Source organism: Fictibacillus sp. 5RED26, from assembly GCF_015903895.1.
In the GTDB taxonomy this organism is placed as follows: domain Bacteria; phylum Bacillota; class Bacilli; order Bacillales; family Fictibacillaceae; genus Fictibacillus; species Fictibacillus phosphorivorans.
On the sequence record NZ_JACZDU010000003.1, the window covers coordinates 249,043 to 263,660 of the forward strand.

The 14,618-nt window shown below is 39.8% G+C and carries 15 protein-coding genes and 1 riboswitch; of the genes, 3 read left to right on the top strand and 12 right to left on the bottom strand.

Annotated elements, in window-relative coordinates; translation table 11 throughout:
• Positions 1 to 145 precede the first annotated feature (145 nt).
• A complete protein-coding gene (locus tag IHV10_RS14045) occupies positions 146 to 394 on the top strand; it encodes a ferredoxin (protein WP_137789014.1) in 249 nt (82 codons plus the stop codon).
• A 192-nt stretch (positions 395 to 586) separates the two neighbouring features.
• Positions 587 to 2,161: a phosphoglycerate dehydrogenase gene (gene serA / locus IHV10_RS14050; RefSeq protein ID WP_197130753.1), complete on the top strand. Its 1,575-nt coding sequence runs from the start codon at positions 587 to 589 to the stop codon at positions 2,159 to 2,161.
• A gap of 121 nt (positions 2,162 to 2,282) precedes the next feature.
• Here serA and IHV10_RS14055 read toward each other — a convergent pair whose 3' ends face one another.
• Positions 2,283 to 3,095 carry a histidinol-phosphatase gene (locus tag IHV10_RS14055; protein ID WP_197130755.1) on the bottom strand — a complete coding sequence of 271 codons (813 nt, stop codon included), beginning with the start codon at positions 3,093 to 3,095 and terminating at the stop codon, positions 2,283 to 2,285.
• Between the two features lie 381 nt (positions 3,096 to 3,476).
• Here IHV10_RS14055 and IHV10_RS14060 point away from each other — a divergent pair, with 381 nt between their 5' ends.
• Positions 3,477 to 3,707: a hypothetical protein gene (locus IHV10_RS14060; RefSeq protein WP_197130758.1), complete on the top strand. Its 231-nt coding sequence runs from the start codon at positions 3,477 to 3,479 to the stop codon at positions 3,705 to 3,707.
• A 101-nt stretch (positions 3,708 to 3,808) separates the two neighbouring features.
• Here IHV10_RS14060 and IHV10_RS14065 read toward each other — a convergent pair whose 3' ends face one another.
• The 11 genes from IHV10_RS14065 to IHV10_RS14115 form a co-directional block, all read right to left on the bottom strand.
• Complete coding sequence (locus IHV10_RS14065; protein ID WP_197130761.1) at positions 3,809 to 4,339, bottom strand: ECF transporter S component; 531 nt, start codon at positions 4,337 to 4,339, stop codon at positions 3,809 to 3,811.
• Entirely contained in the window at positions 4,332 to 4,733 is a 402-nt protein-coding gene (locus IHV10_RS14070) for a DUF4430 domain-containing protein (protein WP_197130764.1), read from the bottom strand. Before IHV10_RS14070 ends, IHV10_RS14065 begins: the two co-directional genes overlap by 8 nt.
• 159 nt (positions 4,734 to 4,892) lie before the next feature.
• A riboswitch (cobalamin riboswitch) is annotated at positions 4,893 to 5,076 on the bottom strand.
• 112 nt (positions 5,077 to 5,188) lie between these two features.
• A complete protein-coding gene (locus tag IHV10_RS14075; RefSeq protein ID WP_197130767.1) occupies positions 5,189 to 6,988 on the bottom strand; it encodes an ATP-binding protein in 1,800 nt (599 codons plus the stop codon).
• On the bottom strand, positions 6,985 to 7,701 hold the full coding sequence (locus tag IHV10_RS14080) for a response regulator transcription factor (protein WP_066395787.1): 717 nt from the start codon (positions 7,699 to 7,701) through the stop codon (positions 6,985 to 6,987). The genes IHV10_RS14075 and IHV10_RS14080 overlap by 4 nt, the downstream gene beginning before the upstream one ends.
• 361 nt (positions 7,702 to 8,062) lie before the next feature.
• Entirely contained in the window at positions 8,063 to 9,247 is a 1,185-nt protein-coding gene (gene ccsB / locus IHV10_RS14085) for a c-type cytochrome biogenesis protein CcsB (RefSeq protein ID WP_197130771.1), read from the bottom strand.
• Positions 9,248 to 9,272: 25 nt separating this feature from the next.
• A complete protein-coding gene (resB, locus tag IHV10_RS14090; RefSeq protein WP_305069419.1) occupies positions 9,273 to 10,877 on the bottom strand; it encodes a cytochrome c biogenesis protein ResB in 1,605 nt (534 codons plus the stop codon).
• A 12-nt stretch (positions 10,878 to 10,889) separates the two neighbouring features.
• Complete coding sequence (gene resA, locus IHV10_RS14095; RefSeq protein WP_305069420.1) at positions 10,890 to 11,414, bottom strand: thiol-disulfide oxidoreductase ResA; 525 nt, start codon at positions 11,412 to 11,414, stop codon at positions 10,890 to 10,892.
• A 54-nt stretch (positions 11,415 to 11,468) separates the two neighbouring features.
• Positions 11,469 to 12,215: a pseudouridine synthase gene (locus tag IHV10_RS14100; RefSeq protein WP_197130779.1), complete on the bottom strand. Its 747-nt coding sequence runs from the start codon at positions 12,213 to 12,215 to the stop codon at positions 11,469 to 11,471.
• A 93-nt stretch (positions 12,216 to 12,308) separates the two neighbouring features.
• Positions 12,309 to 12,842: a spore maturation protein gene (locus IHV10_RS14105; protein WP_066395796.1), complete on the bottom strand. Its 534-nt coding sequence runs from the start codon at positions 12,840 to 12,842 to the stop codon at positions 12,309 to 12,311.
• A complete protein-coding gene (locus tag IHV10_RS14110) occupies positions 12,843 to 13,436 on the bottom strand; it encodes a nucleoside recognition domain-containing protein (protein ID WP_191753936.1) in 594 nt (197 codons plus the stop codon).
• Entirely contained in the window at positions 13,430 to 14,605 is a 1,176-nt protein-coding gene (locus IHV10_RS14115; protein WP_197130782.1) for a D-alanyl-D-alanine carboxypeptidase family protein, read from the bottom strand. Before IHV10_RS14115 ends, IHV10_RS14110 begins: the two co-directional genes overlap by 7 nt.
• Between the last annotated feature and the right edge of the window lie 13 nt (positions 14,606 to 14,618).

The window sequence follows — 14,618 nt, forward strand, 5'->3', positions numbered from 1 at the left end:
GATTGGGAATAAAAGATATGACGAGGTCCTAATTTTCTATTGAAATGTAGAGGGATACTTATTACAATATGATTAGTAGACCCTTAATTTAAAATGGCTAAATATGTAAGTCGGTATTTTTTCAATTCCTTAGGAGGTATTCATTATGCCAAAGTATACGATTGTTGACAAAGAAACTTGTATCGCATGTGGAGCATGCGGAGCTGCAGCACCAGACATTTACGATTATGACGACGAAGGAATTGCGTTTGTAACTCTAGACGATAACCAAGGAATCGTTGAAATTCCAGATGTATTGTTAGAAGATATGCAAGATGCGTTCGAAGGCTGTCCTACAGATTCCATCAAAGTATCTGAAGAGTCATTCGATGGTGATGCATTAAAATTCGAATAGTTGTAATCTTACCAGGAACCCTCTTTCATTAGAGGGTTTTTATTTATTTTATTAAGGATGATTCTCATTGTCAATTAGTTTTCTTCATTTTTGAAACCGCTATCTTAAAAATCATAGTTGTACCTATCGTCAGAATGTGATAAATTATCAAAATATTGATGCTATTCATAAAGATAGACAAGGGGTGGAACTGTGACAGCAACCGTATTAGTCTGTGATGGAATAACGAGTGAAGGTGTTGAACCGTTAGTAAAACTTGAAGGTGTTGAGCTGATCTTCGGAAAACTTGATGAAGTTACTCAACCAGAAAACATTCAAGGAATCATGGTAAGAAGTGCTACAAAGATTACTGAAGATGTATTGAATCAGCTGCCCGCACTTCAAATCATTGCACGAGCTGGAGTTGGAGTAGATAATATCGATCTGAACGCAGCGACAAAAAGAGGTGTGCTCGTCGTAAATGCACCTGAAGGAAACACCATTTCAACAGCGGAACACACTTGGGCCATGATGATGGCATTAGTCCGCAACATTCCACAAGCCAATCAATCTGTAAAACAAGGTGAATGGAACCGCAAAAAGTATACGGGCCAAGAACTCTATCAAAAAACGCTCGGGATCGTCGGCATGGGACGAATCGGCTCTGAACTTGCAAAGCGCGCGAAAAGTTTCTCCATGAACGTACTTGTTTTTGACCCTTATTTTCCGAAAGAAAAACAAAAAGAACTATCCGTTACTTCTGTTGATCTCGATACGTTAATCCAGCAGAGTGACGTTATCACCGTTCATACCCCGCTTACAAAAGATACCCATAAACTATTAAATCTTGATAACTTAAAATACGCTAAAAAAGGTGCGTTTATCTTAAACTGTGCTCGTGGAGGCATCATCGATGAGGAAGCTCTTCTACACTACTTAGATAACGAACATCTATCTGGCTGCGCTCTTGACGTTTTCGAACAAGAACCTCCCGTTAGCCGCTCTTTAGTCGATCATCCTAAAGTGATCGTTACACCTCATATCGCGGCATCCACGGTGCAAGCGCAGAAAAATGTAGCCTATATGGCGAGTGATGAGATTCGATCGCATTTTTTACATCAACCTTTAAAACACGCTGTTAACTTTCCTTCATTATCAAAAGATACGTATGAGAAGCTGATTGCTTATTATGATTTCTCAAATCTTCTTGGTTCGTTTACGACTCAGTTCTTTAAAGAACCTGTTTCAGAGATTTCGATCGGTTATGGCGGATCATTATCGGATACCGATACTACATCACTTACTCGCAGCTTTTTGTGTGGCTTCTTAAAAACAAGATTAGACCGGCCGGTAAACGATGTAAACAGCATGGTGGCTGCAAAGGAACAAGGAATCGTAATCGGTGAAAAGCATGGGACAGATGATCATGGTTATCCAAATATCATTCATGTAAAGGTTACAGGTCTGAACACAACGTTTACTCTTTCAGCGACACTTGTTAAAGGCTTTGGTGGCCGAATCATTAAATTGAACGGGTATACGGTTGATTTTGTACCACAAGGATCTCTTCTTTACATCGAACATCGTGACACACCAGGTATTATCGGAAAAGTAGGAGCTTTTTTAGGAGAACGCAACATAAATATCGCAACGATGCACGTTGGCCGTAAATCAGCTGGCGGTGAAGCCATGATGGTACTTACCTTTGACACGCAACTTCCAGAATCTACTCAGAAAGAACTCAGAAGTATCGAGGATCTTCTTGTGTGCAAACCTTTAGATCTATAGAAAAGCAAAAAGCTCTGCAATTCATGATGATATACTCCCCTTACAGTAAACAGATTTTTATTTTTTATCTGTCTACCTTTAGGGGAGCATATCAGATTGCAGAGCTTTCTTTATGTGTTTATTATCCTAAATCTACTTCTTTTCTCTCCCCACTTTGAAAAGTCATCAGCTTTTTGTAACCGATCTCTTTTGCAAGCTTTATAGTCGCCTCATAATTCTCTCCAACTTGGTGCGGTTCATGAGCATCTGAAGAGAGTACGATCGGTATCCCCTTTTTATAGCAAAGAGACAGAAGTTCAGGTTCTGGATAGATTCGTCCTACAGGTTTTCTTAGACCTGCAGATGAGATCTCTACACATGTTTTTGAGTCTTTTAACGCATCTGTAATGCGCTCATACTGTTCTAAAAGAAATTCTTGATCAGTCGGAACATATTTAAAGATCTTGACTAGATCGATATGTCCAACAATGTCAAATAGGTTTGATTCTGCAAGTGTTACAATTTGATCATAATACGAACGATACGTTTCATAAAGATCACGACGGTCCCATTCTTTTCGGTATTCTGCAAGGTCTATCCCAAAATCATCGACCCAATGCACAGATCCGACCACGTAATCGAATGGATAGGATTTTATAAATGCCTCCATCTCAGCATGCCGTCCCGGCGTATAATCCATTTCAATCGACATGCGGACGTCCATTCCTAAATGATCTGCACGCTTAAACAGATTTACATAATCGTCCATCTTGTAATAACGTCTTTCTTCCATCCATGGTTTTGATACGATGTTTTTTGTTTCATAAAAGTGATAAGCGTGTTCAGAAATCCCAAACTCTTGTATTCCCTTCTCTTTTGCGGTGTCTACAAATTGTTTTAGATAATCGATCGTCAATGTCCCTTTTTCGAGATGAGAATGGTAATCTGTTAGCATATTAATCTCCTTTTTAAAACGTTTTACCATATGTACCATGAAATCCTTGTTCGTTCAAGTGTTTATGCTCCCAACTTCCCTCCGATAAATAAGACGCTTAAGCACATCATTAAAAAAATCACAGCAAAAAAACGGTTCAGATAGTCTCGCATTTTGTCCTCCTAGGTAAAAGTAAAATCAACTTTATCATCCTATTCAGCTTTTCAACTTTTTGAACCGGTTTTTAAAGAAAAGGCTCAACTAAAGTTCGTTGTTGAGTTTTCGCTTTGGGAACTTACTAAATCTACTCTATATACATCATTCTTATCTAATGAGGCAGGATAATGAACTCGAATAAAGAAGTTTGATAAAGAAAATAACTACAAAAGGGATGTAGAGCATATGGACATACTACTCTTGATCACGATTGGTTTTATAACAATTGGATTTGTTGTTCTTACTTCTATGAAAAAAGATATGGAAAGTAAACTCGCGTTTATTACAGGAAAAATGGAAAACGAGGAAACTTCAGCAAAAGCTAAATCCATCATTTGGTGGATCGTAAGTGCCACAGCTTGGGGAATAGTGAGTATACTTCTTATTGTTTGGTGTTTTCATCATAACTTTGGGTAATTGTTAGCTTCTATACAGAATATCACGAAACAGAACTTCCAAATGATACGAAGTTCTGTTTTTTTTTCAACATTAAACTTTAAGAGAGCTAAAAAAGCTCCCTATTCAAAGGCAGCTTTTTGACTTCCATCTTTATTAATATAATTTTCCATCACATAGAGAAGTGGTTTGTAAAGTACGATGAAGAACACCACGTTACCAATCGCATGATTTAGATCAAATGGGAGGCTCGCCAAGTAATACGGCCAGAATTTCTGCATGATGATTCCACCAAAGAGAACAGACATGATGAAACCAAACAAAAAGCCACAGAATCCTGCATAGATCGGGAGCAACAGCCAAGGTATGTTATGTCTGTATTTGCCTAAATATGCGCTCATAACGGCTATCAATCCCCAGGCAAACATCTGACCGAACGTCCACAGACCATGCCCTAGAAAAAGATTTGTTGTTATCGTGCTTAATATAGCAAGTAACAACCCTTGCACAGGACCGAGTACGAATGAAGCAAGAATGAGTATCGTCGTATTCGGCTGAACATTGGGTATCATTGAGAAGGTGATTCTGCCTACTGTTAATATAGCAGCAAGTAAGGCAATGATCGTAATTCGTTTGACTGTCAGCTTATTCATATTTGTGAAGATCAAATTCTACGACATCGCCAGGTTTTAACGTAATATCCTTAGCACCCTTCATCGCTTCTTCACCGTTTACAGAAAAGAACCAAGATGTTTTGTCCTGTTCGCTTCCGGCCACACCTTCAATACTGCTTATAAATGCTCCATCGTACTGAGTTTCAATCTCAAAGTTATCTTGCATCACGTCCATGATCGTCGCATCTTTTGCAATCTCTATTTTCTTTTCTGTAACCTTTTCTTTTCCGTTATCCTTTGTGATCTGAACCGTTACTTGTTCTTTTTTCGTTTCTTCTTGTTTCGGCTGATCCGCTTTTTCTTTCGTTTCAGTCGTTCCACAGCCCACCAACATCATCATCATTGTTGCTAATACTAAAAGTAATTTCTTCATGATTAACCTCTTTCTGTTATAAAAACACTTTGTTTGATACTAAATTTACTTCACGCAACTAAAAAAATCCCCTTCGGCTACGAAGGAGATTAATAGTATACAGGCAGAAAACAGCAACCGGCCCCGGTACTGTTAAACACCCCCCTATCCTCGTAGGTCATGTCATGTAACAAACAGGCAGGTCTCCTGGCTCTTGATCATCGTCTCCTAACACCTTCCCGTTTTCACAGTGGCGATATTATAGGATTCTCACAATTACAGTGGCGGGACCGCAACGGAATCTAACCGTTTTCCCTATTAAGCTCGTCCAACAAAGGACTGCACCTGTTTAACACGTATGAAATTTTATGAAATCACAATTCCTATTATAAACATATTGGAGAAATTTGTGAAATCCTTTTTTAAAACTGCTATTGTTCCTTATGAAACAAGATTAATCGGGACGTATTGCTAATTTATTTCAACGTTCGAGGAATAACGAAAGAAAATGTCGTGCCTTCATTATTCTTGCTGTGAACGCTGATCTGACCACCATGTGCTTCTACGATGTTTCTTGCTATGGCAAGCCCAAGACCCGTTCCACCTGATTTCCCTCTTGTTCTTGCTTTGTCCCCTTTATAAAAGCGTTCGAAAACAAATGGCAGATCTTCTTCTTTTATACCCGTTCCATTATCTTTAACGAAAAACTTCACGTTCTGATCGCTCACTTCTACAATAAGATTTACAAACCCGCCTTGAGAAGTATGACGAATCGCATTGTCGATCAAATTGGTTAAGACTTGCTCAATCCGGTCTGGGTCGATGTCCATCTCCTCTTGCAAACTTTTGAGATTTTTCTTAAATTCTAGATTTAATTGAATCTCTCTGTCTTTAGCAGGCCCTTGAAATTTCCGAACGATTCTTTCTGCGAAAGGAATGATCGGAAGAGAGCTGTAGTGAAGCTTCATGTGACCTGCTTCTAATCTTGCAAGATCGAGGAGTTCGTTAACAAGTCTTCCCATCCGTTTCGATTCGTCTAAAATGATTCCTGCTAGTTCTTTCTTCTCTTCTTCAGATTCTGCAATATCATCTACGATCGCTTCACTATATCCTTGCAGCATAGCGATCGGCGTCTTTAATTCATGTGAAACGTTCGCAACAAAGTCTTCTCTAAGCTTGTCCATTCGTCGTTCTTCTGTCATATCACGAAGTACAGCTACTGCTCCACGAATCATAGATTGGTCATATAGTGGTGTCATAACGACGACCCACGAGCGGCCTTGTATCGCGATCTCTGTCATCTGTTCACTCTCAAGTGCAACAACTTGCCCAAAGAGCTGTTTGACCGTCTCAGGAACGTTTCCGTTGACCTCTGTCTTCATGCCTGATTCGTAATAAAATGCCTGTAGGAATCGATCAGCAGGAGGATTCGTAACCAGTATGTTCATTTTTCTATCAAAGGTGATCACACCATCAGCCATCGAACTTAAAACACTTGTTAACTGTTCTTTTTCTTGATTCAATGCTGTGATATTGTTTTTTAACTGTCTGCCCATACGGTTAAACGTCATGCCAAGTTCGCCGATCTCATCATGCGTTAAAATCGGCACTTTCATATCAAACTCACCTTTTGCTACAGACGTCGCTGCTTCTCTCATCCTTCTTAGTGGTGCCGTAATTCGAGTAGATAAGAAAAACGCAAAGATCGTAGTTAAGATGATCGCGATCCCCGCTGCTAAAAAGATGAGATACTTTGTATGGTTCGTTGTTTTTTCCACATTCTCGATGGATTGATAGACGTAAACGGCTCCTGCATTTTCTCCCGATCCATAAGGTTCACCGTAGATGATCATCGTTTGCATCGTCTCATCATTTTTATTCAGAACGGGAAAATCTCCGTTTACGTAGATCTTTTTTTCACTCTCTGCGACAGTAGATAACTGATCATTCTCTTTGAAAACAGAAACTGGGATATAAGGTGCATCATCGTAAGAATTCTTAGACATAAAGGATTCCTGATTTTCGTCTATGATCATGATAGACATGGAATATGCTTCAGCCATTTCACTTGTGATGCGTATTGCTTCTTCCTTGTTCTCATCGCTTTCCATAATCAACATCACTCGATCAGCCATCTTCGTTAATTGTTCTTTGGCTTGATCATCGTAAAACGATTCAAAAAACTGCGTAAGAAGAATGGTGAGCAGGGTTAAAACGACCGAGACTAATAAAAGTATCGTTATCCAAAGTTTACCAACTACACTTCTCCAGATCATTCATTCCCAACCTCAAATTTATATCCTACTCCCCAAACGGTCGCGATCATGGATGCTGCATCCGGTGAGACTTTGTTAAGCTTTTCTCTAAGTCTTTTCACATGTGTGTCAACTGTTCTAAGATCACCAAAGAATTCATAGTTCCAAACATCTTTTAGCAATTGTTCGCGCGCATAGACTTTATCTGGAGTCTTCGCTAAGTAGTACAACAACTCATATTCTTTCGGAGTTAAGTTGACCTCTTTTCCGCCAGCTGTTACACGGTGAGCATCGTGATCGATCGTAAGGTGCTTAAACACAACAACGTTCTTTGCAACCGTTTCGGTTTGAAGAAACTTCGTCGGTGACGACCTTCTCAACAGTGCTTTTACACGCAGGATGACTTCTCTTGGACTGAACGGCTTCGCGATGTAATCGTCCGTACCTGCTTCGAATCCTTCTATGCGATTAAGCTCTTCTCCTTTAGCTGTCAACATGATTACAGGAGTCGCTTTCTTTTCTCTTAACTTTTCACAAACCTCAATGCCATCCATACCAGGAAGCATAAGGTCGAGCAATATGAGATCAAAATTGATGGATACTGCCATCTGTAGCGCATCCTCACCGTTTTCGGCTTCATGAACTTCGTAGTTCTCTCGCTCTAGATACATCGTTAATAGTTTTCGAATTCTTTCTTCATCATCAACAACTAGAATTTTAGCTTCTGTATCCATATTCAATCCTCCACATAAAATCAGTTAAACAAGATTTTTTCCTGTCTCTATCATACATGAAACCAAGTACACTAAACAAACCGGACATGCTGTCTATCTATTTTCTTTTAAGTATGTATCAAAGTTGTTTCTTAAAAGTAGTTGATTTCCGTTTCAGGTGCTCGCTTTCCGCGGGGCAGGCGGTGAGCCACATTCGTTCGTTTCACTCTTAAGTGTCTCACCTGCCCGCCTATCCCGCAGGAGTCTCGCACCTTCCACTCCAATCAACTGTCTAAGAAGACAAGGATTTTAAAAATACAACCGTTTAGACAAGAGCGCTTTTAAAAAAAGTCTCTCTAATGAAAGAGAGACTTTAAAATCATTATGCGTATGAATGCAATCCTACAAGAACAAGGTTTACCGCGATCAAGTTAAATGTAATGATCCAGAATCCTAACACACAAAGCCATGCAGACTTTTCTCCGTGCCAACCCCTTGATAGTCGTAAATGAAGAAAAGCGGCATAGAACAAGAACGTGATAAGAGCCCAAACTTCTTTTGGATCCCATCCCCAGAATCTCGACCAAGCTTGCTGAGCCCATATCATAGCAAAGATTAGTGCTCCGAGTGTAAAGATGGGAAAGCCGATCGCAACTGCTCGGTAGCTGATCTCATCCAGAAGATCTGGTTTCATCTTAACTTTTGTCTGAAGAGCTGCTGCTATTCTTTTTCTTAAAATCAGACGAAGTAAGCCATAAAGGATTCCCCCTGCTAAGAGAGACCAAATGAACGTATTCAACTTAACAGAAGCATCAACACCGTTCATCCAAGATGGCGTTGAGAATAGTGGTCCAAACGAATCGTCCAGTTGCTCTCCGTTACTTGGACCTGCAATGGCAGGCATATCATAGACGACTTTAACTGCCTGATTGTTATCATCCATCATTTCAAATGTCGTTTCATATCCAGCACCTTTAAAACCGATCGAAACAAAGATGAATCCAACAACCGCAATCAAACTGTAAAGAATGATCTCTAACCATAAAGTCTTTTTAGACGAGACGGTCTGATCAACTGTACGGATTAAATAAATGAGTCCTGATACGAAAGAAATCGCAAGGATTCCCTCTCCGAGTGCCGCTGTTGTAACATGGATCTTCAGCCAGTCACTTTGAAGGGCAGGAATAAGCGGAGAGATATCTCTTGGAAACATACTGGCATACGCGATAACAAGAACAGCTATAGGCATCGCGAAAACGCCTAGACCGTTCGTTCGATAGATGATGTATAGAATAATGAATGCAAGTACCATCATCATGCCAAAAAAGGTAGTGAACTCAAACAAGTTACTTACAGGGGCATGTCCACTTGCCATCCACCTTGTAATAAAATAGCCTAGTTGAGCTGCAAAACCTACACATGAACTTATGAACCCTATTTTTCCCCACTTTTTTGTATGAACAGCATCTTTTCCTTTTTTATCTGAAATAGACATTGCAAAGAATAGAGTAGAGAACAAGTAAATAATAAATGCACTATATAAAAGTGTACTGCTGATTTCAGCCATCATTAACCCTCCCGCTTGAACAGCATTACTTTGAAGCTGTTTCTTTTTCTTCTAAAGGTGTGAGATTGGTCTTATCAGACAGAAATTCCACATCTTTTTTCAAGCCATACCAGTTCTTATTCGTATGAGCGGCAGCCCATACCTCACCTGCATTTTGTTTGATCCAAATTCTTCTATAGTTCCAATATAAACCTTGTGTAACACCTATCATAAAGATGATTCCACCAAGCGCGATAATCCAAAGTGTATGGTCTTTTCGGACTGTAAGCGCCGTTAAATCTTTCGTTTCTATACCAGCGAATGACATTTTAAACTGGTTCTCACCAGAATCTATGTTTTTCTGAATCCCAACAAACGCTTTTTCTCCGTCAGGTGTTTTTGGAGAATACATGGAGAAAACAAACGCTGGATTATCAGGCAAATTATTAACGGTTGATGGCTGGTTCTGGTCGTTTAATACGAAGTTTGGAAAGTATTCTTCAATCTTAACTTTATAGCCTTTCCCAAGGTCATACTCTTTTTTAGGGTCGTGAAGATCTACTGTTAACTTACCAAACTTATTACCTGTTGCTTTTTCTTCAAGTTCGAAACTCATCTTGTAAAACTCGTTAAGCTTAAAATCCGTTTGATAAAGAGCAAACGAGTCGAACTTAAACGGTTCATTCACTCGGATTTCACCATTCTTAACTTTTACAAGCTCTGGCTGTGCTCCGATCGTATGGTTCTCTTTTGTTTTATAGAGAGTTACGTTACTTTGATAGTTTTTTGCGACTTCTCCATCAACCGAGCTTAGCGCACTATTAAACTTCTTTTCTTCCTTATCATACATCTCAAGAATGAAATCATTGTTCTCCAGATAATATTGCCCATCTTCGGTTGAAGTGCCAGGGATAGAAGCTTTCTCCCCTTCTCGAACCCATAATATATCGTCAACATACATACCTGGAAAGAATCGAAGCATCGCACCTGTTAAAAAGATAATCAGTCCAACATGGTTTACATATGCGCCCCATCTCGAAAACCGTCCCTTTTCCGCAAAAAGGTTACCATCCTCTTCTCGAACTTTATAACGCAAAGATTCTAACGTGTACTTGATCTCATCAAGTTCGACATCATTGCTTTTTGAGAACAAACGCTGATTCTTCATGAATTGATCATGTCGCGTGACTCTTTGTGTCTTTAATGCTTTATAGAGCGGTATACCACGATCAAGACTGGCAATAATGATGGATAGACCTAGCATTCCTAGAAGAAGAATGAACCACCATGATCCATAAAGGTTATGAAACCCTAACAAATAATAGATAAGTCCAAACGTTCCGTATTCGCTTTCATAATGAGTGGCAGGATCAACATTGGGAGGTATGAACGTTTCCTGCGGAAAAATGGTTCCGATTGCCGCTGCTACTAAAATAATAACAATAAGCCAAACTCCGACTTTAACAGACGAAAAGAAGTTCCAAATCTTATCCACAAACGTTTGTTTATAGGTTTGAGATCGTCTAGCACTTCCTTCATACCTCATGCTTGATAGTACTTCAACATCTTGCTTCAACGGTTTACCGCAGGCTTGACAAAGACTTGTTCCGTATGGGTTAGAGTGGCCGCATTCACATGTTATCGTTTGCATCATTTCACCCCGTTACGGCTTTATTTTTTCCATAAAGGAAATAATTTTTTTCTCTGATAATGATTCACTTGTCCGTTCAACTACTTTTCCGTTCTTATCAATCAAAATGGTAGTCGGAATCGGTCCTATACCGAATGCTTTAGTTACTTCTCTTTGCTTGTCCATCGGAACAGGAAAGCTCATACGATATCGATCAACAAAATTTTTAACGGATACGTTCGTTTCACTGACGTTTACTGCCAATATTTCTACACCTTGTTCTTTGTATTTTTCATACTGCCGTTGCATATAAGGCATCTCTCGTTCACACGGTTTACACCACGTTCCCCAGAAATTCAAGAAAACACCTTTACCACGGTAATCTTCTAACTCTACTTGTTTGCCATTCAGATCGGTTAGTACAAAATTTGGAGCCGTATCGCCTTTACTTATGTATGTACCTGACTCTTCATTCATACTGTTGTAGATCGTGTAACCGACCGCAACAACTAAAATGGCAAGCAGAGCAGAGCGAAACCACAACCTATTTTTTTTCAACATCCATCCGCTCCTTTAAGCCGCTTCCATTTTACTATAACTTGAAAAAAAAGCCTATCTACGGCTTTTTTTTGACGTTTGTGTGACAGCCAGATTTCTTAGCTGTTTGATTTCATGTGGAGTAAGTTCTCTGAACTCACCAGGATTCAGGCCTTTAAGATCTAAATAGCCGTATCTTTCACGCTTTAATTTCATGACAGGTGATCCGATCGCTTCTAACATACGCTTGACTTGACGGTTCTTTCCTTCATGAATCGTAAGCTCGATGATAGCAGTTCCCTTTTTCTTATCGATCGATGTTACTTTCACTTTCGCAGGAGCAGTCATTCCGTCCTCTAAGCGAATTCCTCGTTCGAGTTGCTTGATTCTCTCTCTTGAAGGTATTCCTTTTACTTTCGCAATGTACACTTTATCAAGCTGATAGCGTGGATGCATAAGTACGTTCGCAAACTCACCATCGTTCGTCATGATGATCGCGCCTGTCGTATCATAATCCAATCTTCCAACAGGGAATACACGCTGTTCGATAATATCTCTAAAATAATCAGCTACTACTTTTCTTCCCTTATCATCAGAAACCGCCGTAATCACACCAGAAGGTTTATACATCAAAAAATAAACGGGTTGTTCCCGTTGAATTTGAATCTCATTCACTTCAATCTTATCTTTTGTACCTACTTTTGTGCCGAGTTCGGTCACTACATTTCCGTTCACTTTCACTTTGCCTTCACGAATTAACTCTTCCGCTTTTCTTCTGGAAGTTACGCCGCTTTGGGCAATTACTTTTTGCAATCGTTCCATGATTTCACCTCATGTCTCATCATACCTTCATTATTCGTAATTCTCAACCTCAGTAAACGTAAAAAAGAGCCATAACGGCTCTTTTTTGTCGAATTATGAATAAAACAATAGAGAGATTACAGCTATAGATGCTAAAAATCCGATCAGATCGGCTAATAATCCTACTTTTAACGCGTATTTCATCTTTTTTATACCAACCGCTCCAAAATAAACAGTCAGTACATAAAACGTTGTATCGGTACTTCCTTGTATCGTAGAAGCAAGTCTTCCGATAAACGAATCAGGACCGTGTGTTGCAATTAAATCTGATGTCATCCCAAGAGCGCCAGTTCCTGAAATCGTCCTCATAAGCCCTAGCGGAACCACCTCTGCTGGAATATGAAACAATGAAAATAGCGGACGCATTGCCATCATGACATAATCCAAAGCTCCAGATGCGCGAAATACCGAAATGGCAACAAGCATGCCGACTAAAAAAGGGATAATGTTAATCGCAATCGAGAAACCTTCTTTTCCACCCTCCACAAAGGTCTCATATGTTGGCACTTTTTTATAAGTGCCATATAAAAGGATAAAACCGATCAAAAATGGGATAAACCATATGGAAAAGGATTGAACGATCGACATCTATTTCCCTCCCTTAGGTAAAGAGCGGTAATAATAATATCGATCTATTAAAATAGCACCCACCGTTGAAATCGCAGTCGCGATCAATGTCGGCGCAACAATATCAGTCGGCGAAGCCGAGTTATAGCTCATCCTGATCGCGATGATCGTAGTGGGGATGAGCGTAATGCTTGATGTATTTATCGCAAGAAGCGTTATCATCGACCGGCTGGCTTCATTTTTTCCGCCATTTAATATTTTTAGCTGTTCCATCGCTTTAATTCCCATTGGTGTTGCAGCATTTCCGAGTCCAAGCAGGTTAGCTGCCATATTCGATAGAATGTACCCTTGAGCCGGGTGATCTTTTGGAATATCTGGGAAGAGCCGTTTAACGATCGGGCGAAACAACACAGCTAATACTTCCAATAAGCCGCCTTTTTCTGCAATCTTCATAATACCTAACCAGAATACTAAAATACTAATCATACCAAAGCTTAAAGTGACTGCTTCTTTCGCACTCGTAAAAATCGCTTCGTTTACTTTATCCATCGTGCCGTTGATTCCTGCCACAATGAAGCCAATCACCATCATTCCTACCCAGATGTAATTCACCATAGGCGAGTGTCTTCCTTAGCTATAAAGAATAACTTGTTGAATATACTTTTAAATGACGACCAGAGACCTCCCTGATCAGGTTTGATCAATGCTTTGCCATCATAATAAAGAGGAAGATCAGCAATTCTCGTTTCCTTTAAATCTACGAAATACCTACCAACAGGTTTAGGAACTTTTTCTTTTTCCCACTTGCCCGATTTTGGAAGCTCATATAACTGGATGGAAGAAGAGATCTGTCTCATCTCTTCTTTTTGCAAAGGGTACATGAACGTTCGAGCAGCTTCTACTTTTCCTTTATACCCTTTATCTTTGATGCCGGAAATTTCCCCTTCTTTAATCAGCTCTGTCATCTTAAAAGAATGAAATCCCCACTCAAACAAATTCCGATGATCGTCCCAGTCGTTAGGATCGTTTAGTGTAACAGCGATCAGTTCCATTCCGTCTTTTTCTGCAGTTGATACTAAGGTTCGTTTTGCACGTTTTGTATATCCGGTTTTGCCGCCAGTAGAATACTCATAAAGCTTTAACATCTTATTCTTATTCCGCCACACTCTATCCCATTTTTCACCGGTTTGTTCTGATCTGTAAACCTTCGTTGATGACACGTCTTTAAACGTATCATTGTTCATTGCATACTTCGTTAATATGGCCATATCATAAGCGGTGGAATAATGATCTTCATGTGTGTCGAGTCCATGTGGATTCCTAAAACGTGTATGTTTCATTCCGATCTCTTCTGCTTTTTGATTCATCAAATAGGAAAAGCCATCTAAACTTCCTCCTACATGCTCAGCGATTGCAACTGCAGAATCATTTCCAGACCGAAGCATCAATCCATAGACTAAATCTTTTAGTGGGATCTTCTCTCCTGGCTTCAAGTATAAAGATGATCCTTCTGTTCGCGATGCAGCTTCCGTAATGGTAACCGTATCATTCATCTTTCCTGATTCTATTGCAAGGATAGCGGTCATGATCTTCGTGATACTTGCTATTCTCATCGGCCGATGTTCATTACGACCATACAATACTCTTCCAGATGATTGCTCCATCAACACAGCAGCATTTGCTGACACACCGGGTTCAGCTTTTGCTTCTTGCGGGAATGCAGCAAGGATTAGCATACAGATCATAACGAGGAGCAGTGGTTTTCGTTTTAGTGTTCGTTTCATTCATAATCCCGCC

Excerpts from the sequence above, each read along its gene's own strand:
- IHV10_RS14075 (WP_197130767.1), bottom strand. The coding sequence starts at position 6,988 with ATGATCTGGAGAAGTGTAGTTGGTAAACTTTGGATAACGATACTTTTA.
- IHV10_RS14100 (WP_197130779.1), bottom strand. The coding sequence starts at position 12,215 with ATGGAACGATTGCAAAAAGTAATTGCCCAAAGCGGCGTAACTTCCAGA.
- IHV10_RS14065 (WP_197130761.1), bottom strand. The coding sequence starts at position 4,339 with ATGAATAAGCTGACAGTCAAACGAATTACGATCATTGCCTTACTTGCT.
- IHV10_RS14110 (WP_191753936.1), bottom strand. The coding sequence starts at position 13,436 with ATGGTGAATTACATCTGGGTAGGAATGATGGTGATTGGCTTCATTGTG.
- resB (WP_305069419.1), bottom strand. The coding sequence starts at position 10,877 with ATGCAAACGATAACATGTGAATGCGGCCACTCTAACCCATACGGAACA.
- IHV10_RS14080 (WP_066395787.1), bottom strand. The coding sequence starts at position 7,701 with ATGGATACAGAAGCTAAAATTCTAGTTGTTGATGATGAAGAAAGAATT.
- ccsB (WP_197130771.1), bottom strand. The coding sequence starts at position 9,247 with ATGGCTGAAATCAGCAGTACACTTTTATATAGTGCATTTATTATTTAC.
- IHV10_RS14105 (WP_066395796.1), bottom strand. The coding sequence starts at position 12,842 with ATGTCGATCGTTCAATCCTTTTCCATATGGTTTATCCCATTTTTGATC.
- IHV10_RS14045 (WP_137789014.1), top strand. The coding sequence starts at position 146 with ATGCCAAAGTATACGATTGTTGACAAAGAAACTTGTATCGCATGTGGA.
- IHV10_RS14115 (WP_197130782.1), bottom strand. The coding sequence starts at position 14,605 with ATGAAACGAACACTAAAACGAAAACCACTGCTCCTCGTTATGATCTGT.
- IHV10_RS14070 (WP_197130764.1), bottom strand. The coding sequence starts at position 4,733 with ATGAAGAAATTACTTTTAGTATTAGCAACAATGATGATGATGTTGGTG.
- IHV10_RS14060 (WP_197130758.1), top strand. The coding sequence starts at position 3,477 with ATGGACATACTACTCTTGATCACGATTGGTTTTATAACAATTGGATTT.
- IHV10_RS14055 (WP_197130755.1), bottom strand. The coding sequence starts at position 3,095 with ATGCTAACAGATTACCATTCTCATCTCGAAAAAGGGACATTGACGATC.